Origin of the sequence: Nocardioides renjunii, assembly GCF_034661175.1 — a bacterium.
Taxonomy (GTDB): Bacteria; Actinomycetota; Actinomycetes; order Propionibacteriales; family Nocardioidaceae; genus Nocardioides; species Nocardioides renjunii.
The window spans coordinates 2,432,120-2,456,795 of the sequence record NZ_CP141058.1; the positions used below are offsets into that span (position 1 = coordinate 2,432,120).

General features: G+C 72.5%; 29 protein-coding genes, 1 tRNA gene and 1 riboswitch. Of the genes, 12 read left to right on the forward strand and 18 right to left on the reverse strand.

Features of this window, described 5'->3' with window-relative positions; translation table 11 throughout:
* Positions 1 to 54: 54 nt before the first annotated feature.
* The 7 genes from SHK17_RS11450 to SHK17_RS11480 form a co-directional block, all read right to left on the reverse strand.
* Entirely contained in the window at positions 55 to 1,128 is a 1,074-nt protein-coding gene (locus SHK17_RS11450; protein WP_322919280.1) for a sensor histidine kinase, read from the reverse strand.
* Between the two features lie 9 nt (positions 1,129 to 1,137).
* Complete coding sequence (locus SHK17_RS11455) at positions 1,138 to 1,398, reverse strand: DUF4031 domain-containing protein (protein ID WP_253943616.1); 261 nt, start codon at positions 1,396 to 1,398, stop codon at positions 1,138 to 1,140.
* A gap of 39 nt (positions 1,399 to 1,437) precedes the next feature.
* Positions 1,438 to 2,229 (reverse strand): TrmH family RNA methyltransferase, encoded by a 792-nt coding sequence (locus SHK17_RS11460; protein ID WP_322919281.1) that lies wholly within the window; start codon positions 2,227 to 2,229, stop codon positions 1,438 to 1,440.
* A 5-nt stretch (positions 2,230 to 2,234) separates the two neighbouring features.
* Positions 2,235 to 2,621, reverse strand: coding sequence for a 50S ribosomal protein L20 (rplT, locus tag SHK17_RS11465; RefSeq protein ID WP_172275028.1), 387 nt, complete (start codon positions 2,619 to 2,621; stop codon positions 2,235 to 2,237).
* 67 nt (positions 2,622 to 2,688) lie between these two features.
* Positions 2,689 to 2,901: a large ribosomal subunit protein bL35 gene (locus tag SHK17_RS11470; protein WP_172275023.1), complete on the reverse strand. Its 213-nt coding sequence runs from the start codon at positions 2,899 to 2,901 to the stop codon at positions 2,689 to 2,691.
* A 129-nt stretch (positions 2,902 to 3,030) separates the two neighbouring features.
* Positions 3,031 to 3,729 (reverse strand): translation initiation factor IF-3, encoded by a 699-nt coding sequence (infC, locus tag SHK17_RS11475; RefSeq protein WP_172275155.1) that lies wholly within the window; start codon positions 3,727 to 3,729, stop codon positions 3,031 to 3,033.
* Between the two features lie 299 nt (positions 3,730 to 4,028).
* Positions 4,029 to 4,562 carry an SseB family protein gene (locus tag SHK17_RS11480; protein ID WP_322919282.1) on the reverse strand — a complete coding sequence of 178 codons (534 nt, stop codon included), beginning with the start codon at positions 4,560 to 4,562 and terminating at the stop codon, positions 4,029 to 4,031.
* A gap of 46 nt (positions 4,563 to 4,608) precedes the next feature.
* Here SHK17_RS11480 and SHK17_RS11485 point away from each other — a divergent pair, with 46 nt between their 5' ends.
* Genes SHK17_RS11485 through SHK17_RS11495 form a run of 3 tightly spaced genes read left to right on the forward strand, consistent with a single transcriptional unit; the run spans position 4,609 to position 6,846 of the window.
* Positions 4,609 to 5,070 (forward strand): cellulose synthase, encoded by a 462-nt coding sequence (locus SHK17_RS11485; protein WP_172275019.1) that lies wholly within the window; start codon positions 4,609 to 4,611, stop codon positions 5,068 to 5,070.
* Positions 5,067 to 6,284, forward strand: a complete 1,218-nt coding sequence (locus SHK17_RS11490; protein WP_322919283.1) for an amino acid deaminase/aldolase — start codon at positions 5,067 to 5,069, stop codon at positions 6,282 to 6,284. The genes SHK17_RS11485 and SHK17_RS11490 overlap by 4 nt, the downstream gene beginning before the upstream one ends.
* A gap of 25 nt (positions 6,285 to 6,309) precedes the next feature.
* Positions 6,310 to 6,846 (forward strand): nucleoside/nucleotide kinase family protein, encoded by a 537-nt coding sequence (locus SHK17_RS11495; RefSeq protein ID WP_322919285.1) that lies wholly within the window; start codon positions 6,310 to 6,312, stop codon positions 6,844 to 6,846.
* Positions 6,847 to 6,872: 26 nt separating this feature from the next.
* Here SHK17_RS11495 and SHK17_RS11500 read toward each other — a convergent pair whose 3' ends face one another.
* Positions 6,873 to 7,832 carry a GNAT family N-acetyltransferase gene (locus SHK17_RS11500; protein WP_322919286.1) on the reverse strand — a complete coding sequence of 320 codons (960 nt, stop codon included), beginning with the start codon at positions 7,830 to 7,832 and terminating at the stop codon, positions 6,873 to 6,875.
* A 33-nt stretch (positions 7,833 to 7,865) separates the two neighbouring features.
* Here SHK17_RS11500 and SHK17_RS11505 point away from each other — a divergent pair, with 33 nt between their 5' ends.
* Positions 7,866 to 8,777 (forward strand): aldose 1-epimerase family protein, encoded by a 912-nt coding sequence (locus SHK17_RS11505; protein WP_172275009.1) that lies wholly within the window; start codon positions 7,866 to 7,868, stop codon positions 8,775 to 8,777.
* Here the strand turns inward: SHK17_RS11505 and SHK17_RS11510 are convergent.
* The 3 genes from SHK17_RS11510 to SHK17_RS11520 are packed head-to-tail and all read right to left on the reverse strand — an operon-like array spanning position 8,774 to position 10,365.
* Positions 8,774 to 9,253, reverse strand: a complete 480-nt coding sequence (locus tag SHK17_RS11510) for a PH domain-containing protein (protein WP_172275003.1) — start codon at positions 9,251 to 9,253, stop codon at positions 8,774 to 8,776. The two genes, SHK17_RS11505 and SHK17_RS11510, sit on opposite strands and share 4 nt — an antisense overlap.
* Positions 9,237 to 10,082, reverse strand: coding sequence for an ATP phosphoribosyltransferase (gene hisG, locus SHK17_RS11515; RefSeq protein WP_172275000.1), 846 nt, complete (start codon positions 10,080 to 10,082; stop codon positions 9,237 to 9,239). Before hisG ends, SHK17_RS11510 begins: the two co-directional genes overlap by 17 nt.
* A gap of 19 nt (positions 10,083 to 10,101) precedes the next feature.
* Entirely contained in the window at positions 10,102 to 10,365 is a 264-nt protein-coding gene (locus SHK17_RS11520; RefSeq protein WP_172274997.1) for a phosphoribosyl-ATP diphosphatase, read from the reverse strand.
* A gap of 147 nt (positions 10,366 to 10,512) precedes the next feature.
* Here SHK17_RS11520 and SHK17_RS11525 point away from each other — a divergent pair, with 147 nt between their 5' ends.
* Entirely contained in the window at positions 10,513 to 10,764 is a 252-nt protein-coding gene (locus tag SHK17_RS11525) for a DUF3072 domain-containing protein (protein ID WP_322425243.1), read from the forward strand.
* Positions 10,765 to 10,806: 42 nt separating this feature from the next.
* Here SHK17_RS11525 and ribH read toward each other — a convergent pair whose 3' ends face one another.
* The 6 genes from ribH to SHK17_RS11555 all read right to left on the reverse strand — a co-directional run bounded on the left by ribH (position 10,807) and on the right by SHK17_RS11555 (position 16,769).
* The gene (gene ribH / locus SHK17_RS11530) at positions 10,807 to 11,286 is read right to left on the reverse strand and encodes a 6,7-dimethyl-8-ribityllumazine synthase (protein ID WP_322425244.1); all 480 of its coding nucleotides are present in this window, start codon (positions 11,284 to 11,286) and stop codon (positions 10,807 to 10,809) included.
* Positions 11,283 to 12,608 carry a bifunctional 3,4-dihydroxy-2-butanone-4-phosphate synthase/GTP cyclohydrolase II gene (locus SHK17_RS11535; protein ID WP_322919289.1) on the reverse strand — a complete coding sequence of 442 codons (1,326 nt, stop codon included), beginning with the start codon at positions 12,606 to 12,608 and terminating at the stop codon, positions 11,283 to 11,285. Before SHK17_RS11535 ends, ribH begins: the two co-directional genes overlap by 4 nt.
* Positions 12,605 to 13,300 (reverse strand): nicotinamide riboside transporter PnuC, encoded by a 696-nt coding sequence (gene pnuC / locus SHK17_RS11540; protein ID WP_216652654.1) that lies wholly within the window; start codon positions 13,298 to 13,300, stop codon positions 12,605 to 12,607. The genes SHK17_RS11535 and pnuC overlap by 4 nt, the downstream gene beginning before the upstream one ends.
* Positions 13,297 to 13,926: a riboflavin synthase gene (locus tag SHK17_RS11545; protein ID WP_172274978.1), complete on the reverse strand. Its 630-nt coding sequence runs from the start codon at positions 13,924 to 13,926 to the stop codon at positions 13,297 to 13,299. The genes pnuC and SHK17_RS11545 overlap by 4 nt, the downstream gene beginning before the upstream one ends.
* Positions 13,926 to 15,014, reverse strand: a complete 1,089-nt coding sequence (gene ribD / locus SHK17_RS11550; protein WP_322425245.1) for a bifunctional diaminohydroxyphosphoribosylaminopyrimidine deaminase/5-amino-6-(5-phosphoribosylamino)uracil reductase RibD — start codon at positions 15,012 to 15,014, stop codon at positions 13,926 to 13,928. Before ribD ends, SHK17_RS11545 begins: the two co-directional genes overlap by 1 nt.
* Before the next feature lie 85 nt (positions 15,015 to 15,099).
* A riboswitch (FMN riboswitch) is annotated at positions 15,100 to 15,229 on the reverse strand.
* 208 nt (positions 15,230 to 15,437) lie between these two features.
* Positions 15,438 to 16,769 carry a M20/M25/M40 family metallo-hydrolase gene (locus SHK17_RS11555; protein ID WP_322425246.1) on the reverse strand — a complete coding sequence of 444 codons (1,332 nt, stop codon included), beginning with the start codon at positions 16,767 to 16,769 and terminating at the stop codon, positions 15,438 to 15,440.
* Between the two features lie 81 nt (positions 16,770 to 16,850).
* On the opposite strand from SHK17_RS11555, the gene SHK17_RS11560 reads away from it, so the two are divergent.
* Together SHK17_RS11560 and SHK17_RS11565 are read left to right on the forward strand one after the other, a co-directional pair.
* Positions 16,851 to 16,936, forward strand: a tRNA-Leu gene (locus SHK17_RS11560).
* A 148-nt stretch (positions 16,937 to 17,084) separates the two neighbouring features.
* Positions 17,085 to 17,762, forward strand: coding sequence for a GAP family protein (locus SHK17_RS11565; RefSeq protein WP_322919290.1), 678 nt, complete (start codon positions 17,085 to 17,087; stop codon positions 17,760 to 17,762).
* A gap of 24 nt (positions 17,763 to 17,786) precedes the next feature.
* Here the strand turns inward: SHK17_RS11565 and SHK17_RS11570 are convergent, their stop codons facing one another.
* The gene (locus SHK17_RS11570) at positions 17,787 to 19,364 is read right to left on the reverse strand and encodes an amino acid permease (protein ID WP_322919291.1); all 1,578 of its coding nucleotides are present in this window, start codon (positions 19,362 to 19,364) and stop codon (positions 17,787 to 17,789) included.
* A 134-nt stretch (positions 19,365 to 19,498) separates the two neighbouring features.
* On the opposite strand from SHK17_RS11570, the gene SHK17_RS11575 reads away from it, so the two are divergent.
* The 5 genes from SHK17_RS11575 to SHK17_RS11595 all read left to right on the forward strand — a co-directional run bounded on the left by SHK17_RS11575 (position 19,499) and on the right by SHK17_RS11595 (position 24,600).
* On the forward strand, positions 19,499 to 20,233 hold the full coding sequence (locus SHK17_RS11575; RefSeq protein ID WP_172274972.1) for a FadR/GntR family transcriptional regulator: 735 nt from the start codon (positions 19,499 to 19,501) through the stop codon (positions 20,231 to 20,233).
* A 50-nt stretch (positions 20,234 to 20,283) separates the two neighbouring features.
* The gene (locus tag SHK17_RS11580) at positions 20,284 to 21,651 is read left to right on the forward strand and encodes a glutamine synthetase family protein (RefSeq protein WP_322425249.1); all 1,368 of its coding nucleotides are present in this window, start codon (positions 20,284 to 20,286) and stop codon (positions 21,649 to 21,651) included.
* A gap of 33 nt (positions 21,652 to 21,684) precedes the next feature.
* Complete coding sequence (locus SHK17_RS11585; RefSeq protein WP_322919292.1) at positions 21,685 to 23,037, forward strand: aldehyde dehydrogenase family protein; 1,353 nt, start codon at positions 21,685 to 21,687, stop codon at positions 23,035 to 23,037.
* 62 nt (positions 23,038 to 23,099) lie between these two features.
* Positions 23,100 to 23,879, forward strand: coding sequence for a 3-oxoacyl-ACP reductase (locus tag SHK17_RS11590; protein ID WP_172274968.1), 780 nt, complete (start codon positions 23,100 to 23,102; stop codon positions 23,877 to 23,879).
* A gap of 10 nt (positions 23,880 to 23,889) precedes the next feature.
* Positions 23,890 to 24,600: a gamma-glutamyl-gamma-aminobutyrate hydrolase family protein gene (locus tag SHK17_RS11595; RefSeq protein ID WP_172274966.1), complete on the forward strand. Its 711-nt coding sequence runs from the start codon at positions 23,890 to 23,892 to the stop codon at positions 24,598 to 24,600.
* The last annotated feature ends 76 nt before the right edge of the window (positions 24,601 to 24,676 follow it).

The following is a 24,676-nucleotide window of genomic DNA, read 5'->3' on the forward strand; positions in this document are numbered from 1 at the left end:
CGTGGGGACGACTCGTGAAGGTTCTGTGGAGGTCGACGTGCTCCCGCTGCCGTCTCAGTCGGGCCGCAGGTCCTGGCTCGGCCAGTCGACCATCACCCGCGCGCCGCCTCCGGGCGCGTCGTCGATGGTGACCCAGCCGCCGTGGGCCCGGGCCAGCCCGCCGACGATGTACATGCCGAGGCCGGTGCCGCCCGAGTCGCCGGTGGTCCAGAACTTGGTGAAGACCCGGCGCCGCAGCTCGACCGGGATGCCGTCGCCCTTGTCGTCGACGGTGATGCGCACCCCGTCGAGGCTCTCGGACGCGGCGAGCCGGAGGCTGACCTGGCCCTGGCCGTGGCGCACGGCGTTCTCGACGAGGTTGGTCACCACCTGGGTGAACTTGTCGGGGTCGGCGAACACCTCGGGGAGGTCCTCCTCGACCTCGAGGTGGATCTCGCGGGCCGTGCCGGCCTCGATGGAGTCGACCACCCGCCGCACCAGCACCTCCGCGGACGACTCGCGGGGGTAGAGCTGGAGGCGGTCGGTGTCGATGCGGGCCACGTCGAGCAGCTCCGCGATGAGCCGCGCCAGCCGGTCGGCGTCGGCGTTGACGGTGGTGAGCATGAGCTTGCGCTGGTCGTCGGTGAGCTTGTCCCACCGGTTGAGCAGCGCCTGCACGAACCCCTTCACGCCGGTGAGCGGGGAGCGCAGCTCGTGGGCCACCATCGCGACCAGGTCGGAGCGCTCACGGTCGAGCCGCGCCCGGCCACGACCGCTGCGGAGCCCGACCGCGATGCCCAGCACACGGCCCAGCGGCTCGTCGCGCACCAGCTTGGCGGTGGTGAGCACCTCCTCGCCCGACGCGTTGACCCACGACTGCTCGGGCACGCCGCGGACGATCGAGATGCTGTCCCACGGCCGGTTGACGTGCAGCCAGGTCTGTCCGTCCTGGTCGAGGAGCCGCAGCACGTCGTCCAGCGGCAGCCCCATGGCGTCGTGGGGATCCACACCCAGGAGCGCGGCTCCCTGTGAGTTCAGGATCGTGACGATCCCGTCGCGGGTGGCGCCGAGGATCCCGTCGGGATAGGCGTCGGCGAGGAGGCGCAGCCGGCTGGGGGTGCCGTCGACGCGGCGGCTCTCCTCGGACACGCGCTCACCCTAGCCGCGCGAGCGGGCCTTGGGCCGCCGCAGGCCCGCGGCGCGCAGGGCGGCCACCAGCTCGCGCGAGCTGACCGGCACGGCGCCGGCGGCCACCATGGCGGCGTACGCCTCGTCGGGCACGTCGTAGTGGTCGCGGTCCCACCCGCGGGCGGGGATGCCGTGCGCGGCGGCGAAGGCGTGCGCCTCGTCGTACGACGTGTCGCTGGCCAGGTGCGACCACAGCCGGCCCCACCGTGGGACGGCGGGTGGATCGATCATGATCATCGCGGGCGAGCGTAGCCCAGCGACGGACGGTCGTCAGGCGCGCTGGGCCCGCGCGCTCGCGTAGAGGCAGACCGCGGCGGCGGTCGAGAGGTTGAGGCTCTCCGCCCGGCCGTGGATCGGGATAGCGACGCGCTCGTCGGCGAGCGCGGCCAGCTCCTCGGGCAGGCCCCACGCCTCGTTGCCGAAGAGCCACGCGGTGGGGCCCGAGAGGTCGGCGTCGAAGAGGTCGAGGTCCCCGGCGCCGTCGGCGGCGAGCACCCGGAGCCCGCGGGCCTGCGCGGCGCGGACCGCCTCGGCCGCATCGGTGGCCCGGGCGACCGGGAGGTGGAACAGGCTGCCGACGCTCGCCCGCACCGTCTTCGGGTTGTAGGCGTCGACGGACTGCCCGGCGAGGACCACGCCGTCGGCCCCGGCCGCGTCGGCCGTGCGGATGACCGTGCCGGCGTTGCCCGGGTCGCGCACGTCGGCGCAGATGACGAGCAGGCGGGGCGAGGCCCGCACGACGTGCTCGAGGGGGGCGTCGATGTGGTGGCACACCGCCACCACGCCCGCCGGCGTCACGGCGTCGGACAGCGCGGCGATCGCCCGGTCGTCGACGAGCGTGACGTCGGTGCCGTCCAGCAGGTCGGCGTACTGGTGGGCGGCGTGGGAGGTCGCGAAGACCTCCACCACGCAGTCGACCGAGAGCGCCCCCTCGACCGCCTTCGGACCGTCGGCAAGGAAGAGCCGCCGCTCGGTGCGTACCGAACGGCGGCTCAGCTTGCGAGCCTCCTTCACCCGGGTGCTCCCCACGGTGAGCGGGGTCCCGGCCGACGGAGTGCCCATGTGGCTCAGGCGGAGACCTTGGGCGCGTTGACGTCGTCGGGCAGCGCGGCCTTGGCGGCCTCGACGAGCACCGCGAACGCCGGGGCGTCGTTGACAGCCAGCTCGGCCAGGATCTTGCGGTCGACCTCGATGCCGGCCAGGCCGAGGCCCTGGATGAAGCGGTTGTAGGTCATGCCGTTGGCGCGGGCCGCGGCGTTGATGCGCTGGATCCACAACTTGCGGAAGTTGCCCTTGTTCTTGCGGCGGTCGTTGTAGCTGTAGACCAGGGAGTGGGTGACCTGCTCCTTGGCCTTGCGGTAGAGCCGCGAGCGCTGGCCGCGGTAGCCGCTGGCGCGCTCGAGGGTGGTACGACGCTTCTTCTGGGCGTTCACTGCGCGCTTGACGCGTGCCATGGTGCTACTCCTTGTTGCAGGCGAAAATCAGGATGGACGGCGGCTGAGCCACCAGGTGGGACGAGGCTCAGATGCCGAGCATCTTCTTGACGCGCTTCACGTCGGACTTCTCGAGCTCGACCATGCCGGCGTTGCGGCGGTGCTTCTTGCGGCTGCCCGTGGTCGGCGCGGACGCGAACGCAGCGCCGGACTTGCGGCCGGCCTGCAGGCGGCGGACCTTGCCCGAGCCGGTCACCTTGAAGCGCTTGCTGGTGCCCGAGTGGGTCTTGTTCTTCGGCATGTCTGCCTCAACTTCCTTCTGCGTGGGTGGTTCGGGGGGTTCGACCGTCCTGTCGGCGGTTCTCGCCGTCAGTCCTCGGCCGTTGTCACGGCTTCGCCGCGACGTGCTCGATCGAGGCCTTCGCTCCGCTCAGGCCTCGATCTCAGGATCGAGGTTCTCGGAGCGGCGACGCTCCTTCTTCTGGGCCACGGGGCCGGCGGCGTGCGCAGCCTCGCGCTCGGCGTCCTCCTCGGCCCTGCGGTCGGCGCGGGCCTGCTCCTTGGTGGCGCGGGCCGCCTCGGCGTCGACCTTGGCGTCGGCCTTCTTCTTGTGCGGGCCGATCACCATCGTCATGTTGCGGCCGTCCTGCTTGGGCGCGGACTCCACGAAGCCGAGCTCCTGGACGTCCTCGGCCAGCTTCTGGAGCAGGCGGAAGCCCAGCTCGGGGCGGTGCTGCTCGCGACCGCGGAACATGATGGTGATCTTGACCTTGTCGCCCGCGCCGAGGAACCGCACGACGTGACCCTTCTTGGTCTCGTAGTCGTGCGAGTCGATCTTGGGACGAAGCTTCATCTCCTTGATGATCACGTTCGTCTGGTTGCGGCGCGCCTCACGGGCCTTCTGGGCGTTCTCGTACTTGAACTTGCCGTAGTCCATGAGCTTGCAGACAGGGGGGCGTCCCTGCGGAGCGATCTCGACGAGGTCGAGGTCGGCCTCCTGGGCCAGCTTCAGTGCCTGGTCGGTCGGCACGATGCCAACGGTCTCACCGTTGGGTCCGACGAGCCGGACCTCGGGTACGCGGATCCGCTCGTTGATGCGCAGCTCGGTGCTGATGTGTCCTCCAGTGATCGGGTGGGTGGGAGCCCCAGCCTTCCCGGCCCTGGATCGGGCCGGAAATGAACAATGGCTCCCGCTGCTGCCAAGCGGGAGCCAGTCACGACACGCCTCCCCTCTCGGGAAGACCTGGTGTGCCACGCCTGTCTCTCGACAGCCGTGTCACGAGGACCGGGACCCGACGATCTGTGGTGCAGGGCGATCGGTGCGGGTGGGAGACGGGTGGTGCGGTGCCTCCGCTTGGCGGGACCAGTGTCGCGGGTGGTGCAGTGGTGCTGTGCGGCACTGATCGGTCAACACCGAAGGCTAGCCGATCATTCCGGCGCGGGGCCAATCCAGCCGTGCCCGTCGCCCTCCCCGAGCCGGACAAGTCGCCACCCGGCGGCCAGCCGGGTGAGGTCGTCGCCGTCGACGACGTACGTCGCCGGGCCGGCCAGGTCGACCAGCAACGCCTCCGCGCCGTCCTGCACCGCCGCGGTGGCGGCGGTCGCTGCGGTGACCGGCACCGGACGCGCCGCCGGGTCCCAGCGGGCCATCGTCTCGATGGAGGTGAAGGCGAGCAGGCCGAGGCTGCCGTCGCCCGCCCGGACCAGCACGGCGGCCATGTCGGAGGACTTGTCGTGGGCGAGGCCCTGCTCGTCGTGCTCGACCTCACCGAGCACGGCGACGACCGGCACCAGCAGGCGGGCGTCCTGAAGCGCGGCGAGGACCGTCCCGGACGACGCCCTTCCCTCGAGGTGGTCGACGAGCAGGCGACGCAGCCCGGGGTCGACCGCACCGTGGTCGTCGGCGAACCCCGGGTCGGGGATCGTCCGGACCAGGGGGCTGCTGTCGCGGTCGTCGGGCACGGCGCCATTGTCCCGGACGCGTGGTGCGTTGTGGGACTCTGGGGCCGTGGAAGAGACGACCTGGGCCGCCCTGACCGCAGCGCTCACCGTGGCGGGCGCGATCTGGACGTGGATCGCCTTCCGGCGGCGCGGGTCCGCCAACGGCCTGCGCGCGCTCGGCTTCACGCTCCTGCCCGCGGCGGCCTGGCTGACGGGCACCCTCGAGATGGTCGTCGAGATCGGCGGCTCGGTCACCGACTGGGCGACCAGCCTCGTCTTCGACGTCCGCACCTGGGTGGGGGTCGGGCTCGCCGGCCTCGCTCTCGTGCTGTGGGTGGTCAGCGGCATCATCCGTGACCGCCAGCTCGCCCGGGGCCAGTCCTCCGGGGGCGCCACACCCACGGGCACCGCGCGCGACCGCAGCCTCCCCGAGGCGTCCTCGACACGGTCGCCGGGCAAGGGCGGGTCCCCCGTCGACGACGACATGGCCGACATCGAGGCGCTCCTGCGGAAGCGCGGGATCGAGTGAGCGACCGACTCGTCGACCGCAACCGCCTGTGGTCGAGGCTCGGTGCCGCCGTCGACGCCCTCCCGGAGGCGCCGGCCACGCCCATCGCCGTCGTCGACCTCGACGCCTTCGACGCCAACGCCGACGACCTGGTCCGCCGCGCCGGCGGCAAGCCCGTCCGGGTGGCGTCGAAGTCGCTCCGGGTGCCGGCCATGGTCGAGCGCGCGCTCGCGCGCGACGGGTTCTCCGGGGTCCTGGCCTTCACCGTGGCCGAGGCGCTGTGGCTGCACGAGAGCGGCGTCAGCGACGACATCGTCGTGGCCTACCCGTCTGTCGACACCGCCGCCCTCCGCCGGCTCACCGCCTCGCCGTCGGCCGCGGCGGCGATCACGATCATGGTCGACGACACCGCCCACCTCGACGTCGTCGACGCGGCCCGGTCCTCCTCGCAGGTGCCGGTCCGGGTCGCCCTGGACCTCGACGCCGGGCTACGGCTCGGTCGGCAGCACATCGGTCCCAAGCGCTCGCCGCTGTTCGACACCGCGGACGTCGTGGAACTCGCCGAGCACGTGGTCGCCCGTGACGGCTTCCGGCTGGTCGGCGTGATGACCTACGAGGGACAGGTCGCCGGCGTGCAGGACGACGTCCCCGACCAGCGGACCCGCTCGCTGCTCGTACGTCGCCTCAAGCAGGCGTCGATGGCGCAGCTCGAGGTGCGCCGCCGCGAGATCTCCGAGGCGCTCGCCCGGGTGGCCGACCTCGAGTTCTGGAACGGCGGCGGCTCGGGGTCGGTCGAGGCCACGGCCGCCGACGGCGCGGTCACCGAGATCGCCGCCGGGTCGGGACTGCTGGTCCCCGGGATCTTCGACCACTACGCCTCCTTCGACCCGCGCCCGGCCGCCTTCTTCGGCCTCCGGGTCACCCGCAGGCCGACACCCGACCTGGTCACCGTCCACGGCGGCGGGCTGATCGCCAGCGGGGCGACGGGTGCCGACCGCTCCCCCGTGCCGTGGGCCCCGCCGGGCCTGCGCCTCACCGGGCTGGAGGGCGCCGGCGAGGTCCAGACGCCGCTGACCGGGCACCCCGCGGCCATGCTCCGCATCGGTGACCTCGTGTGGTTCCGCCACGCCAAGTCCGGCGAGCTGTTCGAGCACGTGCGCGACGTGCACCTGGTCCGGGGGGACGCGGTCACCGACGTGGTGCCGTCCTACCGCGGCTGCGACCGTGCCTTCTGAGCCGTCCCCATCCCACCCGTCCCGGGTGGCCCGCGAGGTGGCCGACCGGGTGATGTCGGCACCTCCGACGCTCGGACCGGGCCGCCTGGTGTGCGTCGACGGTCCGGCGGGCTCGGGCAAGACGACCCTCGCCGCCTCGATCGCAGAGGTCGTCACGGGGACGCAGGTGGTGCACACCGACGAGCTCCTCGAGGGGTGGCGCGGACTGCCGGGGCTGGCGGCCAGCGTCGCGGCCCTGCTCGCGCCCCTGGCGGCGGGCGAGGCCGGTCACTGGCGACGCTGGGACTGGCACGCCGACGGGTGGGCCGGGACTCACGCGGTGCGGCCGGGCGGCCTGCTCGTGCTCGACGGCGTCGGCAGCTGGTCGCCGGCCGTCGCGGACCTGGTCGGGCTCCTCGTGTGGGTCGAGGCCGAGCCGTCGCTGCGGCTGGCCCGCGGCATCGCTCGCGACGGTGAGGCGCTCCAGCCGCACATGGCGCAGTGGCGCCTCGACGAGGACGACCTCTTCGCGCGGCTGCGCACGCACGAGCACGCCGACCTCGTCGTGCCGACCGACGACTGAGGCGGACGCCGCTCGGGGACCCCGGCCTACGGCAACGGTGGCTCGACGAGCTCGTAGGAGTCCTGCTGGTAGAGCTGCCGGAAGCCGGCGCGCTCGTAGACGCCGAGGGCGCCGGTCGGGTTCGCGGTGTCGACACTGAGGCTGGCGGTGGCATAGCCGGCTTCGCGTGCGAGGCCGAGGACCCGGGTGAGCAGCCAGGTGGCGACGCCCCGGCGGCGGTGGTGCGGGAGGGTCCCGACGTAGGGCACGTGCAGCTCGGGTCCCGGCCCGCCCGACTGGGGGACGGTGTACTCGTGCGCGAACACGTAGCCCGCAACCCGCCCGGCCTCGTCACGCGCCACCGCGGCGAGGTGGTGCCGGTTGTGCGCCGCACGGACCATGAAGAGCTCCCAGAAGTCCGGCCCCATCGGTGTGCGGCCCGGATGGTCGCCGAAGGCGGTGTTGTGCGCCAGCCGGAGCTCATCCGCCGCGGCCGGGTCGAAGGACGACGCGACCAGACCACGGGGAGCCTCGGGCACTGCGACGGGCCGCGCCAGGTCGGCCACCATCATGACGCTGTGGCCGGTGGGCACGAACCCCGCCGAGGTCAGCAGGCCTGCCTGGTCGGCACGTCCCGCGAGCGCCGTGGCGGCGTACGTCGCAGACAGGTCCGGCGCCACCTGGCGATGGACGGCTCGCGCAGCCTCCAACGCCCGGGACAGCATCAGCGTGCCGATGCCCTCCCGCAGCCGCGCGGGGTCCACGTCGCCGAACAGGATGAACCGCTGGCCCGTGCTCTGCGGCGAACCGGGCATGACGGCCGTGAACGCGACGAGGTGCTCGCCGTCGAAGGCACCCTCGAACCGCGACTCCGCGCCGGACATCAGCTCGCGTGCCTCCGGCTCCCCGAGGCAGAAGCCCGTCGGGTGGTCCGCATCGATCCGGCGCATGAGGCCGGCGAGGGCGGCGGCGTCGGCCGGCGCGAGGTCCCGCGCGGTGAGGGCCATGCAGTCACGCTAGTGCTGTCTAGGGTGGGCGTCATGGTGTTTCCGAGCGGGGAGCAGTTCGAGATCTCGGCGGCCGGCTACGTCGCGGTCGTCACCGAGGGCGGGGCCGCGCTGCGCAGCCTCGCCCACGAGGGGCGCGACCTCGTGCACGGCTTCGCCGAGGACGAGATGTCCTCCGGTGGACGCGGCCAGCTGCTGATGCCCTGGCCCAACCGGATCCGCGACGGCCGCTACTCCTTCGGCGGGCGCGACCTCCAGCTCGGGCTGACCGACCCGTCGCGCGGCAACGCCTCGCACGGCCTCGCGCGCTGGGCGGCGTGGACGGTCGAGGAGCACACCGGCACGTCGGTGTCCCTCGTCCTCCGCGTGATGGCGCAGACCGGCTACCCCTGGGCGCTCGACCTGCACGTCCTCTACGACCTCTCCGCCGACGGCCTCGTCGTGACCCAGACCGCCACCAACCTCTCCCCCGAGCCGGCGCCGTTCGCCAGCGGCGCGCACCCCTACCTCGCCGTCGGCGAGGCCATCGAGGACCTCGAGCTGCACCTGCCGGCCCACACCCGGCTGCTGGTGGACGACCGACAGCTGCCGACGGGCACGGAGCCGGTGTCGGGCGCCCACGACTTCACGACACCGCGCCGCATCGGTGACGCGGTGCTCGACGACGGGTTCGGGGCCCTCGACCACCGCGACGGCCGCGCCACGGTGACGCTCGCCGACCCGCGCACCGGGCGCGGGGTGGCCCTGTGGGTGGACGAGCGCCACCGGTGGCTGCAGGTCTACACGCCGCCGGTCGAGGGCCCGCGACCCGCGATCGCCGTGGAGCCGATGACCGCGCCGGCGGACGCCTTCAACTCCGGCACCGACCTCGCGGTCCTCGCCCCGGCAGGGACGACGGGCGACGAGCAGTCGTCGTCGTGGGGCATCCGCGCGCTGGCGAGCTAGCCCTCGGGCGAGCCCGACCGGTCGATCAGCGCCCGCACCTGACGTACGCCGTCGCGGGCGCGCCGCCCGTCGGAGCCCTGGAAGGCCATCGCCGAGATGGTGGTGCCGTCGGCCAGATCGAGCGTGGCCCACGGCGCGCCCGAGGCGAGGTGGATCGCGACGACCTGCTCCCACGCCAGCCTGCGCGTGCGGAAGCCGTTGACCACGACGAGCACGTCCATCTCGGCCCTCACCCGCGCCCGGCCGAGCGCCCAGCCGCACAGCGCCAGGGCCGCGCCCATCACGAGCAGCGTGACGCGCTGGAGCCAGTTGAAGCGGTCGCGCACCGAGTCGTCGAAGCCGAACCAGGCCGCGGCGCAGACGACGAACAGCATCACGCCCACCCCCACCACGGCGTAGCGCACGCCGACGGGGCGCCAGGTGTGCGGCAGGGAGGGCAGCCGTTGCCCGGGCGCAGGCTCAGAGCCGGCAGGCATGGATGTCCGTCAGCAGGATGGCCCGGGCGCCGATCGAGTAGAGGTCGTCCATGAGCCGCTGCGAGCCGGCGCGCGGCACCATCACCCGCACGGCGACCCAGCCGGCCTTGCCGAGGGGCGAGATCGTCGGACCCTCGCGGCCGGGCGCCAGCACCGTGGCGCGGTCGAGGTGGGCCTCCTCGATGTCGTAGTCCATCATCACGTAGCTCCGGGCCACCAGGACGCCCTCGACCCGACGGCGGAAGATCTCGAAGTCGTCGGGGATCTCCCCGCCGCGGGTGATCAGCACGGCCTGCGAGTCGAGGATGACCTCACCGAAGGTCGCCAGGCCGGCGGCGCGCAGCGTCGAGCCGGTCTCCACGACGTCGGCGATGACGTCGGCCACGCCGAGCTGGATGCTGGTCTCGACGGCGCCGTCGAGGCGGGTGACGGTCGCGTCGATGCCGTTGCGGAACAGGTAGTCCTCGACCACGCCGACGTACGACGTCGCGATCCGCAGGCCGCGGAGGTCCTCGAGCGAGGAGTAGCGACCGGCGGGGCCGGCGAAGTGGAACCGCGAGCGGCCGAAGCCGAGGTTCATCACCTCGTCGGCCTTGGCACCGGAGTCGAGCAACAGGTCGCGGCCGGTGATGCCGGCGTCGAGCGTGCCCTCGCCGACGTAGAGCGCGATGTCGCGCGGGCGGAGGTAGAAGAACTCGACGTCGTTCTCGGAGTCGACGAGCGCTAGCTCCTTGGAGTCGGTGCGCTGGCGGTAGCCGGACTCCCGCAGGATGTCGGTGGCGGCCTGGGACAGCGACCCCTTGTTGGGGACGGCGATGCGGAGGGTCATGCGGATCTCACCGGGGCTCTCACAGGTGGGCGTAGACGTCGTCGAGGGTCAGGCCGGAGGCGAGCATGAGCACCTGGGCGTGGTAGAGCAGCTGGCTGATCTCCAGTGCCGTCGCCTCCTTGCCCTCGTGCTCGGCGGCCATCCACGACTCGGCGGCCTCCTCCAGGAGCTTCTTGCCGATGGCATGGACGCCGGCGTCGAGCTGCTGCACGGTGCCGGAACCCTCGGGGCGCTCCGCGGCCTTCGTGGACAGCTCGGCCCACAGGTCCTCGAACGTCTTCACGGGAGCAGCCTACGGCGCACCGGGCGGGCGCCCCGCGCCGGTCCCTCACCCGGACCGGCCCCGGACCAGTCCCGAACCAGCCCCGGACCAGCCCGGACCACCCATCGGGAGGGTTGTCCGGTCGCCGGGCCGCGCTATCGTCGGAGCATGAGCGAATCGAACACACATTCGGACGAGACCCCGCTGGCCGAGCAGACCCTCGGCGGTCCCCAGGGTGACACGACGCGCAAGGACCCCGAGGAGTGGGTGACCGGTGACGAGCCGATGACCGGCGCGCAGCGCAGCTACCTCGACACCCTGGCCCGCGAGGCCGGCGAGGAGCTCCCGGGCGACCTCACCAAGGCGCAGGCCTCCGAGCAAATCGACCGGCTGCAGTCGGCCAGCGACCGCACGTCCTGACCTCCCGCTGAGCGTGTCCCCGGCCATCGGCCCGGAGGCGCCTTAACCGGCGTGCAGGTCCCGCAGCACCCGGGCCGTGTCGAGGGCGGCGGCCGTGGCCTCCCACCCCTTGTCCTCGCTCGAGCCCTCGAGGCCGGCGCGGTCGAGGGCCTGCTCCTCCGTGTCGCAGGTCAGCACGCCGAAGCCCACCGGCACGGCGTGCTCGACGCTGACCCGGGTGAGGCCGTCGGTCGCGGCCGAGCAGACGTACTCGAAGTGCGGGGTGCCGCCCCGGATGACGACGCCGAGCGCCACGACGGCGTCGTAGCCGCCCCGGGCGAGCGCCGCCGCGACCACGGGCAGCTCGAAGGTTCCCGGCACGCGCAGGACCTGCGGCTCGGTGATGCCGTACGCCGCCAGCGCGCGCTCGGCGCCCCCGACGAGGCCGTCCATCACCTGGGTGTGCCAGCTCGCGGCGACGACCGCGACCTTGAGGCCACTGGCGTCGTAGGGCTGGGAGGTGGGTGCTCCGGCGCCGCTCATCGGTGCTCTCCTTCGGGGGACGGGGTGGTGGGTCCGGTGTCGGGCGCGGCCTCGTGCTCGAGCTGGTGGTCCAGCGCGAGGTCCACCACGAGGTCGGGCAGGTCGTGGCCCATCCGGTCGCGCTTGGTCCGCAGGTAGGCCAGGTTGTGGTCGTTGGGGTGCGGGGTGAGCGGCACCCGTTCGGTGACCCGGATCCCGAAGTCCTCGAGGCTCGCGGTCTTGTCGGGGTTGTTGGTCATCAGCCGCACCGACTCGATGCCCAGGTCGCGCAGCACCTGGGTCGCGGTGCCGTAGTGGCGGGCGTCGGCCGGCAGCCCGAGGTCGACGTTGGCGTCGACGGTGTCGCGGCCGCCGTCCTGGAGCTGGTAGGCCTGGAGCTTGGCGACCAGGCCGATGCCGCGCCCCTCGTGGCCGCGCAGGTAGACCACCACGCCCGTGCCCTCCGCGACGACAGTGCGCAGGGCCTCGTCGAGCTGCGGCCCGCAGTCGCAGCGCTCGCTGCCGAAGACGTCGCCGGTCAGGCACTCGCTGTGGACGCGGGTGAGCACCGGCTCGCCCCTCTCGACGGCCCCCGCGACGTCGCCGTGCACCAGCGCGACGTGCTCGCTGCCGTCGATCGTGATGCGGTAGCCGTAGGCGGTGAACTCGCCGTGGCGCGTGGGCAGCCGGGTCTCGGCGACCCGCTCGACGTGGCGCTCGTGGCGGCGGCGGTGGCGGACCAGGTCCTCGATGGAGATCATCGCCAGGCCGTGCTCGTCGGCGAACTCGCGCAGCTCGGGGCCGCGCTTCATCGTGCCGTCGTCGTTGACGACCTCGACCAGCACACCGGCCGGCGTGAGCCCGGCGAGCATCGCCAGGTCGACGGCCGCCTCGGTGTGCCCCCGGCGTACGAGGACGCCGCCCTCCCGGTAGCGCAGCGGGAAGACGTGCCCGGGACGGGTGAGCTCCCACGGCTCGGTTGCGGAGTCGGCGAGCGTGCGGGCGGTGTGGGCGCGGTCGGCGGCGCTGATGCCGGTGGTGACGCCGTCCCGCGCGTCGACCGAGATGGTGTAGGCCGTGCGCAGCCGGTCCTTGTTGTGCGGCGTCATGAGCGGGATCTCGAGCCGGTCCAGCATGTCGGCCGGCATCGGGACGCAGATGACGCCGCTGGAGTGGCGGATGGTGAAGGCCATCAGCTCCGGGGTCGCCTTGGCGGCGGCGAAGATGATGTCGCCCTCGTTCTCGCGGTCCTCGTCGTCGACCACCACGACGGCCCGGCCGGCGGCGATGTCGGCGACGGCCCGCTCCACGGAGTCCAGCCGGACGGTGCTCGCCCCGCTCATGCGGGGATCACCGCGTCCTCGTCGACCGAGGAGGTGTCGACGACCGTCCGGGCGTCGCGCAGCCACACGACGAAGCCGATGACCACGAAGACGGCGTAGAACAGGTACATCCCGGCGGTGGGGTAGAACCCGGCCTGCACCAGCGTGGTCACGCCGACGACGTCGACGAGGATCCAAACCAGCCAGAACTCCACCCAGCCGCGGGCCATGCCGTAGGTCGCGAGCATCGAGCCCGCGAGGATCCAGGCCTCGGTCGTCGGTCCGTAGGAGCCGACCTGCAGCAGCAGGACGTACGCCGCGGCGTAGCCGACGACGCCGAGCACGAGGAGCTGCAGCCGCTCGCGGTCGGTGGCCCAGCGCGGCGCGACGGCGCCGCCGTCGGAGGCGCCACCGGCGCTGCTGACCTGCGACCAGCGCCACCAGCCGTAGACCGACACCACCGCGAAGAACACCTGCCGGCCGGCCTGGCCCCACAGCGGGTCCTCGATCTGCCCGGAGAGCTCACCGGTCGCGAAGACGGTGAAGAGCAGCACGTTGCCGACCAGGCCGACGGGCCAGGCCCACACGAAGCGCTTCATGCCGAGGATCGCGCTGGCGAGGCCGAACAGGTTGCCGATCACCTCACGGGCGCCGAGCTCGCCGCCGGGCACGGGGATGGTGCCGTCGATGAGCCATTCGAGCAGGGACATCATTCTTCCTCGTCGTTCGCAGTGGGCGTGGAGGTGGGGAGGTAGCCGCCGAGCAGCTTCTCGACGTGCTTGGCGATGACGTCGGCCTCGAGGTTGACCAGGTCGCCGACGCGGCGGCTGCCGAGCGTCGTACGGGCGAGCGTCTCGGGGATCAGGCTGACGGTGAAGCTCGCGTCGTGGACCTCGACGAGCGTCAGGCTGACGCCGTCGACGGTGATCGAGCCCTTGTCGACGAGGTAGCGCGAGAGGTGGATGGGAAGGGAGATCTCGACGACGTCCCAGTGCTCGCTGGGCGAGCGGGAGACGATCTCGCCGACGCCGTCGACGTGGCCCTGGACGATGTGGCCGCCCAGCCGCTTGTCGACGGTGACCGCGCGCTCCAGGTTGACCCGGTCCCCCGGTGCGGCGCCCCTCAGCGACGTCTTGTCGAGCGTCTCCTGCATGAGGTCGGCGGTCCACCGCCCCTCGTCGAGGGCGGAGACGGTGAGGCAGCAGCCGTTGACCGAGATCGAGTCGCCGAGGACGGTGCCCTCGAGCACCGTGCTCGCCTCGACGGTGAGCCGGATGGCGTCACCCTGGTCGGTGACCTCGGCGATGGTGCCGAGCTCCTCGACGATGCCGGTGAACATCAGGTCCTCCTGGGGGTGGGGCTGGGAGTGGGGCTGGAAGTCCGACCGGGAGTCGGGCCGGGGGTCATGGTGAGGCGGACGTTGGTGTCCTCACCGTCGTCCCCGGGCAGCACGGTCACGTCGCTCACGTCCAGGTGCACGGCGTCAGCGATGGTGCCGATGCCCAGGTCGGCGACGGCGCTGGCCCCCGCGCCGAGCAGCATCGGGGCGACGTAGGTGACGACCTCGTCGACGAGGCCGGCGGTGAGGAAGGCGCGCGCGAGGGTCGGCCCGCCCTCGAGGAAGACGTGCTGGCGGTCGCGGGCGAACAACGCGGCAAGCGCCTCGTGGGGGTCGCGGGTGCGGAGGTGCACGGTCTCGGCGCGGTCGTCGAGGACGCGCCGGTCGGGCGCGAGGTCGCGCAGGCCCATCACTGCTCGCAGCGGCTGGACGTCGAGCGGCTCGTCGGCCTCGTCGCGGACGGTGAGCGCCGGGTCGTCGACCTCGACGGTGTTGGTCCCGACCAGCATCGTGTCGCACAGCGCGCGCAGCCGGTGGGTGTCGAGCCGCGCGGCGCGGCTGGAGACCCATCGGCTGGTGCCGTCGGCGGCGGCGCTGCGACCGTCGAGCGTGGTGGCGAACTTCCAGGTGACGAAGGGTCGCCCGGAGGTCACGGCGAAGGTCCACACCTCGTTGACGGCCCGCGCCTGGTCGGCCAGCAGGCCGCCCACGACCTCGACCCCGGCCTGGCGCAGGCGGTGGCCGCCACCTCGCGCGACGGGGTTGGCGTCGGCCTGCGCGAAGACGACGCGGGACACGCCCGCCGCCAGCAGCGCCTCGCTGCACGGACCGGTCCGGCCGGTGTGGTTGCAGGGCTCGAGGGTGACGACCGCGGTCGCGCCCCGCGCCGCCGCCCCGGCCCGCGCCAGCGCGTCCACCTCGGCGTGCGGCGAGCCGGCTCCGCGGTGGAACCCCTCGGCGACCGTCGTGCCGTCGGGAGCGAGGAGCACGCAGCCGACGCGCGGGTTGGGGCCGAGGGGCACGCCGGGGGTGGCGGCGAGCGCCAGGGCGCGCCGCATGGCGCTGCGCTCTGCCTCGCTGGTCGTCATCTCCGCCTCCGGTCCGGTGGTGCGGACTCACGGGGGGCGGGCGACGGGGCGCGCCCCCGACTGGTCGGGACGGCGCGCGAGCCGTCAGCGTGCACTTCTCATCCGGACTGTGACCGTCGGTCCAGGATTTCCACCTGGTCAACCGGCCACTGGATGTGGCCGGGTCGCGGACTGTGACCGCCGGTGCGGAGTTCCACCGCCCCCAGAGCACGCAAGCTCTTGCGGTGGCAACTGTGCCACAGCGTGGCGCATTCCCTCACCCGTGTCCGGCTGTGGCGTGCGCGACACCACCGAGGGGGTGTGCGGTGGGGGCTGTCGTTCGGGCGGGTTGCCGGAGGCCGGCGCGGTTTCCCCGCATAGGCGGGGAAACCGGAACTTCTGGGGGCGTGCACACCCCCAGATGTTCCAGAGTCCCTCGAGAGGTCAGGCCTGCTCGAGGAACCGGTCGAAGACCCGCGCCCCGAACTCGAGCGCGTCCACCGGGACCCGCTCGTCGACGCCGTGGAACAACGCGGTGAAGTCGAGCTCGGCGGGGAGCCGGAGGGGCGCGAAGCCGTAGGACCGCATGCCGAGCTTGCGGAAGTGCTTGGCGTCGGTGCCCCCGCTCATCAGGTAGGGCGCGACGAGGGCGTCGGGGTCCTCGGCGAGCAGGCTGCGGGTCATCGCGGTCACCAGGTCGCCGTCGTACGGCGTCTCCCAGGGGTCCTGCTTGGACTCGAAGTCGAACTCGATCCCGTCGCCGGCCAGCTCGTGCAGCGTCGCGAAGAACTCGTCCTCGTAGCCCGGCAGGAACCGGCCGTCGACCGTGGCCTGGGCCTCGGTGGGGATGACGTTGGTCTTGTAGCCGGCGCGGAGCATGGTGGGGTTGGCGGTGTTGCGGATCACCGCACCGAGCATCCGGGCGGCGTCGCCGAACTCCTCGACGAGGGCCTCGGCGTTCTCGGGCGTGGCCTCGGTGCCGGCGAGCTCGCCGACGGTGGCCAGCAGGACCTCCATCGTCGGGGTCAGCCGGACGGGCCACTGGTGGGCGCCGATGCGGGCGACGGCACCGGCCAGGCGGGTCACGGCGTTGTCGTCGTTGATCATCGAGCCGTGGCCGGCCCGGCCGCGGGCGGTGAGCCGCATCCAGGCCATGCCCTTCTCGGCGGCCTCGATGAGGTAGACCCGCCGGCCGCGGATCGTCGCGGAGAACCCGCCGACCTCCCCGACCGCCTCGGTGCAGTCGGCGAGCAGGTCGGCGTGCTGCTCGACGAGCAGCTTGGCGCCGTGCCCCCCGCCCGCCTCCTCGTCGGCGGTGAAGCACAGCACGACCTCACGTTGGGGCGCCGCGCCGGCGGTGGCGCGCGCCCGGACGACGCTCAGCAGCATCGCGTCGAAGTCCTTCATGTCAACGGCGCCGCGGCCCCACACCTGGCCGTCCTTGATCTCCCCGCTGAAGGGGTCCACCTGCCAGTCGGACGCCTCGGCGGGTACGACGTCGAGGTGGCCGTGGAGCAGCAGCGGGGCGCGGCCGTCGCCGCCGCCCCAGCGCGCCACGACGTTGGTGCGGCCGGGCTGTCCCTCGACGAGCTGGGCCTCGATCCCCACCTCGTCGAGCAGCGCCGCGACATGCTCCGCGGCCTTGCGCTCCCCCGGTCCGTCGTCGGTGCCGTAGTTGGAGGTGTCGATGCCGATGAGCTGCTGGCACAGCTCGACGACCTCCGCTGCGGGGTCGTACGACAGGTCCTGCGAACGGTCGGTGGGCGCCTGGTCCATGCCGTCCATCCTGCCCCACGAGTGCGCACCAACCCCGATGCAATGTCGAGCCATCCGCTTTGCTACTGTTCTCCAGCACTCGTCCGGGTGGCGGAATTGGCAGACGCGCTAGCTTGAGGTGCTAGTGCCCGTATTAGGGCGTGGGGGTTCAAGTCCCCCCTCGGACACACAGGAAGAACCCCAGGTCGTCGGCCTGGGGTTCTTCGCATCCCGGACGCGTCACCCGTGGCAGGTCAGGCGCCGGGTCGCCCGACCGGGCACGGTGGGACGGACTGCGCCGCGACACCGGGGCGAGCGGGACGAGAGAGGGGCACCGTGAGCCTGATCCTGCCGGTCCTCCTCCTGGGCCTGATGGCGAGCCTGTCCCCGGCGACGATCGTCGTGTCCGTCCTGGTGCTCGGCACGGCGAGGGCTCGCGTCAACGCGGCGGCGTTCCTCACCGGGTGGGTCCTCTCGCTGACCGTCGTGTTCACCGCGAGCTACGCGGTGGCGGCCTCGGGCGCCACGGAGCGCGGCGACGGACGTACGTCGGTGGCGGTGCTGGAGACCCTGCTGGGCGCGGGCCTGCTGTGGTTCGGAGCGCGGAGGTGGAGCCGGCGCGCGACCGACCCGCCGGCCTCCCCGGACCCGGCGGGGTCCTCGAGGGGGACCCAGCGGCTCGTGGGCCGGATGGCCCACCTCACGCCCCTCGGCGCCGCCACCGTCGGCGTGCTGAAGCAGCCGTGGGCGCTCACCAGCGCCGCCGCGCTGGTCGTGGTGCGTGACCAGGTGTCCCTGGTCGTGGTCGCCGTCGCCTTCGCGGTGTTCACCGTCGCCTCGACCGCCACGGTGGCGGGCATGTTCGGCTACTACGCCCGCCGTCCCGGGGAGGCGCGGGTCCGGCTGGCGATGCTGCGCGACCGGGTCGTGCGCTCCGGCCCCGCGGTGTGGACGGCGGTCGCGGTGCTGGTGGGGACGGTGCTCCTCGTCGACGGTCTGCTCGCCCTCACCTGAGCGAGGGCGAGCAGCTCGTACGGCTCAGTCGTCGAAGGCGTGGACGACGGCGTCGTCGATCGTGTTCTTCGGGCCGGTGAACCAGCGCTTGGCCGAGACGTTCCACCAGATCGCCAGCACGATGAGCGTGCCGATGGTGAGGACCGGCGCGTAGTTGACGCTGCTCCAGGCGAACTCGTCGCTGAACGGCACGCCGGCCGGGGTGAACGGCAGCACGAAGTAGACCGAGATGATCGCGATCTCGACCACCGCCACGAGGTTCATCCACTTGTACTTCGCGCCGTTGGTCCAGGTGCCCGCCTCGAAGGCGTCGCCGATGCGCCAGCGCAGGTAGATCGGGATCAGGAACGACAGGTAGAGCCCGATGACCGCGACGGAGACGACGGCGTAGAACGCGACCGGCACGCCACCGATGCTCTTCAGCGCGGGGAGGGTGATGATCGCGCCGATGACCGCCACGAACATGACCGCGTTGGCCGGGATCTTGGTCGTCTTGTTGACCGTGGAGAGCCACCGCGATCCCGGGATCGCGCCGTCGCGGCTGAACGCGAACGTCATCCGTGAGGCGCTGGTCAGGCACGCCGTGGTGCAGAACAGCTGGCCGGCGGTCGAGATGAGCAGGATGAGGAAGTGCCAGCCGTCGGGCAGAGCCTGGCCGAAGATGACGTCCACGGCACCGAAGCCGTCGCTCACCCCCTGCGGGTCCTGGACGGCGAAGAGGAACGCCAGCAGGAGGACGTAGCCGCCGATGGCGGAGTAGAAGATCGAGCGCCAGATGCCCTTGGCGGCGCCCTCGGCCGCGCCCTGGGTCTCCTCGGAGAGGTGGGCCGAGGCGTCGAAGCCGGTGATCGTGTACTGCGTGAGCAGGAAGCCGAGGGGCAGCACGAGGAACCAGTAGGCGCCGCTGCTGAAGCCGGAGTTGTTGATCCGCTCGGTGAAGACGAAGTCGAGGCTCTGGTGCGTGGGCGGCACGATGATCAGCACCAGGATGACGATCGCCGCGCCGGCGACGTGCCACCACACCGAGATGTTGTTGATGACGGCGAGCAGGTGGCCGCTGAAGATGTTGAGCACCGACGCCAGGGCGAGGATGGCGACGAAGATCAGGAAGACCCGGGTGAGCGAGTAGCCGTCGGCCCAGCTCGTGCTGATCGTGCTGATCGTCAGGTCGAGGAAGGTGGCCGCGCCGTAGGCGACGCTGGCCGTCACCGCGAGCAGCCCGATGAGGTTGAGCCACCCGGTGAAGAAGCCGGCGGCCGGACCACCGAGCTTGGCGGCCCACCAGTAGATGCCGCCGGACGTGGGATAGGCCGACACGAGCTCGCTGAGGGTGAAGCCGATGATGAGGATGAACGCCGAGATGATCGGCCAGCCCCACGAGATGGCGATGGGCCCGCCGTTGTTCCAGGCCTGCCCGAAGGTGGTGAAGCAGCCGGCCAGGATCGAGATGATCGAGAACGAGATGGCGAAGTTGGAGAAGCTCGACCAGCTGCGGCTCAGCTCCTGCGAGTACCCCAGCTTCGCGAGGTGCTTCTCGTCATCGGTCAGCTCGCGTTCGCGCGAGGACTCTCCAGCGGATCCAGCGGTCTCTGCAGCGGACATGGGCACACCTCTCGGGGCGTCAGTGGGTGTTCGGCACCGTAGACCCGCCCGCAGGGGCCGTAAAGGGTCCGAGCAGAAATTGGTCTGAACTCTGACCATTGACGTGTGGCCCTGCCGTGCACAGACTGGCCCGCATGACGGCCCAGCCCCACGAGCACCTCACGGACGCGGTGCTCCGGCCGGTGCGCGGCCACCACGCCTTCGAGGGATGCGTGGAGCAGCTGGCGACCGCGATCCGCCTCGGGGTCTACCCCGTCGGCAGTCTCCTCCCGCCCGAGCGCGAGCTCGCCGAGCGGCTCGCCGTGAGCCGGGCCACCCTGCGCGAGGCGATCGCCGCCCTGCGACAGGCGGGGCTGGTCGAGACCAGGCGCGGCCGCGGTGGCGGGTCCACCGTCACGTCGCAGGCCCGCGCCCGGTTCCGCGGCGGGTTGTCGCGGCTGTCCGCCGCCACGAAGTCGGAGTGGCTCGACGCGCTCGAGTTCCGGCGGGTCGTCGAGCCCGGAGCCGCCCACCTCGCCGCGAGCCACGCGCTCGCCGATACCGACCGCGACCGCCTCGCCGCCACGGAGGCCGCCGTCCACGACGCGTCCGGCAAGCGCGCGCACCGGCAGGCCGACTCGCGGCTGCACCTGACCATCGCCGCGCTCAGCGGCTCGGCGCGGCTGCAGGAGGCAGTCACCTCGGTGCAGTCCACCCTCGACTCCATGCTGGGGGCGATCCCCTCGCTCGAGCCCAACATCGGCCACTCGCACCGCCAGCACCGCCTGATCTGCACGGCCATCCTCGGTGGGCGCCCCGACCGGGCCCGCACGGTGATGGAGGACCACTGCGACGACACGGCGGCGCTGCTGCGCGGCCTGCTCGTCTGACCACGACCGAGCCCGACACCCCGGACCCACCCGGAGACCCAGGAGCCACCGTGAGCACCCGCAACGACCGCCACCTCACCATGGAGGGACTGTGCCAGCGCATCGACGCCGGCGAGGTCGACACCGTGGTCCTCGCCTTCACCGACATGCAGGGACGGCTGCAGGGCAAGCGCCTGCACGGGCAGTACTTCGTCGACCACGTCGTCGGCCACGGCACCGAGGGCTGCAACTACCTGCTGGCGGTCGACGTCGACATGAACACCGTCGACGGCTACGCCATGACGTCGTGGGAGCAGGGCTACGGCGACATGGAGTTCGTCATGGACGAGCGGACGATCCGCCTGCTGCCGTGGCTGCCGGCCACGGCGATGGTGCAGTGCGACCTCGAGTGGGCCGACCACCGCCCGGTCGCCGCCAGCCCCCGGGCGATCCTCCAGGCCCAGCTCGACCGCCTCGCCGAGCGCGGCCTCGTCGCGATGGCCGGCACGGAGCTGGAGCTCGTCGTCTACGAGGACACCTACGAGGAGGCCTGGCGCAAGGGCTACCGCGACCTCGTGCCCGCCAACCAGTACAACGTCGACTACTCCATCCTCGGCACCTCACGGGTGGAGCCGCTGCTGCGCGACATCCGCAACCACATGTACGCCGCGGGCATGGACGTCGAGGGCGCCAAGGGCGAGTGCAACCTCGGGCAGCACGAGATCGGGTTCCTCTTCAACGACGCCCTCACCACGGCCGACAACCACGTGGTCTACAAGAACGGCGCCAAGGAGATCGCCGCGCTGCACGGCAAGTCGGTGACCTTCATGGCCAAGCCCAACCAGCGCGAGGGCAGCTCGTGCCACATCCACCTGTCGCTGCGGGGCGAGGACGGCGACCTCGTCTTCTGGGACGAGGACACCGGCGCGCGCACGCCGCTCTACGACCGCTTCATCGCCGGGGTGCTGGCGACGGCGGCCGACTTCACGTTGTTCTTCGCGCCCAACATCAACTCCTACAAGCGGTTCGCCGACGGGTCCTTCGCCCCCACCACGATCGGCTGGGGCACGGACAACCGCACCTGCGCCGTACGGCTGGTCGGCCGCGGCGCCGGGGCCCGGATGGAGAACCGCATCCCCGGCGCCGACGCCAACCCCTACCTCGCGCTCGCCGCGATGATCGCCGGCGGGCTGCACGGCATCGACGAGGAGCTCGAGCTGGAGCCGGAGCTGACCGGCAACGCGTACGCCTCGGACAAGCCGCGCGTGCCCCACACGATGGCCGGGGCCCGCGAGCTGTTCCACTCCTCCGCGGTCGTGCGCGAGGCGCTGGGCGACGAGGTCGTGGACCACTACGCCAACATGGCCGACGTCGAGATGGCGGCCTACGACGCGGCGGTCACCGACTGGGAGCTCGCCCGTGGGTTCGAGCGGCTCTGACCGACGCTGTGAGTGACGTGGAGAGAGGCTGAGATGAGCACCCTGATCAACCCGACGACCGGCGCGGAGCTCGACTCCTCGCCGGCCTCGGCCTCCCTCGAGGAGGCCGACGCCGTCATCGAGCGGGCGCACGATGCCTTCCCCGGCTGGCGCGACGTCGCGCCGGGCGAGCGCGCACGGCTCCTGCGCGCCTTCGCCGCCGTGGTGGACGAGCACCTCGAGGAGCTCGCGCAGCTGGAGGTCCTCAACGCCGGGCACACCGTGGGCAACGCGCGGTGGGAGGCCGGCAACGTCCGGGACTGCCTGAACTACTACTCCGCGGCGCCCGAGCGGCTCTTCGGTCGGCAGATCCCCGTCGCCGGAGGCACGGACGTCACCTTCCACGAGCCCCTCGGCGTCGTCGGCATCATCGTGCCGTGGAACTTCCCGATGCCGATCGCGGCCTGGGGCTTTGCCCCCGCGCTGGCGGCCGGCAACACGGTGGTCCTCAAGCCCGCCGAGCTCACGCCTCTCACCGCGATCCGCATCGGTGAGCTGGCACTGGAGGCGGGCCTGCCCCCGGGCGTCCTCAACGTCGTCCCGGGCAGGGGCTCGGTCGTCGGCGAGCGCTTCGTCACCCACCCGCTGGTGCGCAAGGTCTGCTTCACCGGGTCCACCGCCGTGGGCAAGAAGATCATGGCCGGCTGCGCCGACCAGGTGAAGCGGGTGACCCTCGAGCTCGGCGGCAAGAGCGCCAACATCATCTTCGCCGACACCGACGTCGCCGCCGCGGCGGCCAGCGCGCCCTACGCCGTGTTCGACAACGCGGGACAGGACTGCTGCGCGCGCTCGCGGATCCTCGTGCAGCGCTCGGCCTACGACGAGTTCGTCGGTCGCCTCGAGACCGCGGTCCGAGCACTGAGGGTGCTCGACCCCGCCGACGAGCAGAGCGAGATGGGTCCCCTGGTCTCCGCCGCCCAGCGCGACACCGTCCAGGCCTACGTCGACGGCGCCACCGTCGCGTTCACGGGGACCGCCCCGGACGGTCCGGGCTGGTGGCTGCCGCCGACGGTGGTCGAGTCGCGCGACACGAGCGAGCCGGTGTGGCGCGAGGAGGTCTTCGGCCCCGTGGTCGCGGTGAGGGCGTTCGACGACGAGGACGAGGCCGTGGCGCTGGCCAACGACACCGACTACGGCCTCTCCGGCTCGATCTTCACCTCCGACGTCGGCCGCGCCCTGCGCGTGGCGCGCCGCGTCGAGGCCGGCAACCTCTCGGTCAACAGCCACTCCTCGGTGCGCTACTGGACGCCGTTCGGCGGCTACAAGCAGTCCGGCCTCGGCCGCGAGCTCGGACCGGACGCGCCGAACGCGTTCACCGAGGAGAAGAACGTCTTCATCGCCCACTGAGCAGCCGCACCGGCGGCTCCACGACCGGCTCCCCCGCCGGCCCACACTGAAAGGCACAGGACATGGCAGGACGCATCGAGGGCCGTACGGCGGTCGTCACCGGCGGTTGCAGCGGCATCGGGCTCGCGACCGTGCGCCGCTTCGTCGAGGAGGGCGCGCGGGTCGTGATCGGCGACATCGACGACGCCACCGGCGAGTCGCTGGTGGCGGAGCTCGGCGGCCCCGACGTGGCGACGTACGTCCACGTCGACGTGACGTCCAAGGACGAGGTGGACGCGCTTTTCCGCACTGCCCAGGACACCTACGGATCGGTCGACATCGCGTTCAACAACGCCGGCATCTCGCCGCCCGAGGACGACTCGATCCTCGACACCGACCTCGAGGCCTGGCGCCGAGTGCAGGAGGTCAACCTCACCAGCGTCTACCTGTGCTGCAAGGCAGCGCTGCCCTACATGCTCGAGCAGGGCCGCGGCTCGATCATCAACACGGCCTCGTTCGTGGCCGTGATGGGCGCGGCGACCTCGCAGATCTCCTACTCCGCGTCGAAGGGCGGCGTGCTGTCGATGTCGCGCGAGCTCGGGGTGCAGTTCGCCCGCCAGGGCGTGCGGGTCAACGCCCTGTGCCCCGGACCGGTGAACACCCCGCTGCTCAAGGAGCTGTTCGCCAGCGACGCCGAGCGCGCGGCCCGGCGGCTGGTCCACGTGCCGATGGGCCGGTTCGGCGAGCCCGAGGAGATGGCCAACGCCGTGCTCTTCCTCGCCTCCGACGAGTCGAGCTTCATGACCGCCAACACCTTCCTCGTCGACGGCGGCATCTCCGGCGCCTACGTCACGCCGCTGTGAGGACGGGTTCGTGGACGCACCGCTCATCGGCCTGACGACCTACCGCCAGCGGGCGGCCTGGGGCGTCTGGGACGCGCGCGCCGACCTCCTGCCCACGGAGTACGCCGCCTCGGTCGAGGCGGCGGGCGGCGTGCCGCTGCTCCTGCCGCCCGTCGCCGCGCCGGGCGCCGCGGCGCGGGTGGTGGCCCGCATCGACGCCCTCGTCGTGTCCGGCGGAGCCGACGTCGACCCCGCGGCATACGGGGCTGAGCCCCACCCGGAGACGGCGGCGTGGCAGCCAGACCGGGACGAGTGGGAGCTCTCCCTGCTGACGGCGGCCGCCGAGGTGGGCCTCCCGGTCCTCGGCATCTGCCGGGGCATGCAGCTGATGGCCGTGCACGCCGGCGGCACGCTCGACCAGCACACGCCCGACCTCGTCGGGCACGCGCAGCACTCCCCCGGCGGCGACGCCTACGGATCGATCGAGGTGCGCACGGCGGAGGGGTCGCGGCTCGCCGGCCTGGTCGGGGCGACGGCCGAGGTCAGCTGCCACCACCACCAGTCCGTGGCCACCCACCCGGGCTTCACGGCCGTCGCGCGCGCCGAGGACGGCACGCTCGAGGCGATGGAGGCCACCGGCGACCGCTACTGCCTCGCCGTGCAGTGGCACCCGGAGACGCGGCTCGAGATCGGCCTGATGGCCGGGCTGGTGGCCGCCGCGCGGGAGCACGCGGCGTCCTGAGCGACGTGCGGACGACGCGCGGACGCCCGCCGCGCCCGGCGGTACGGTCGGCAGGTGGAGCGGTCCGGACCGTCGC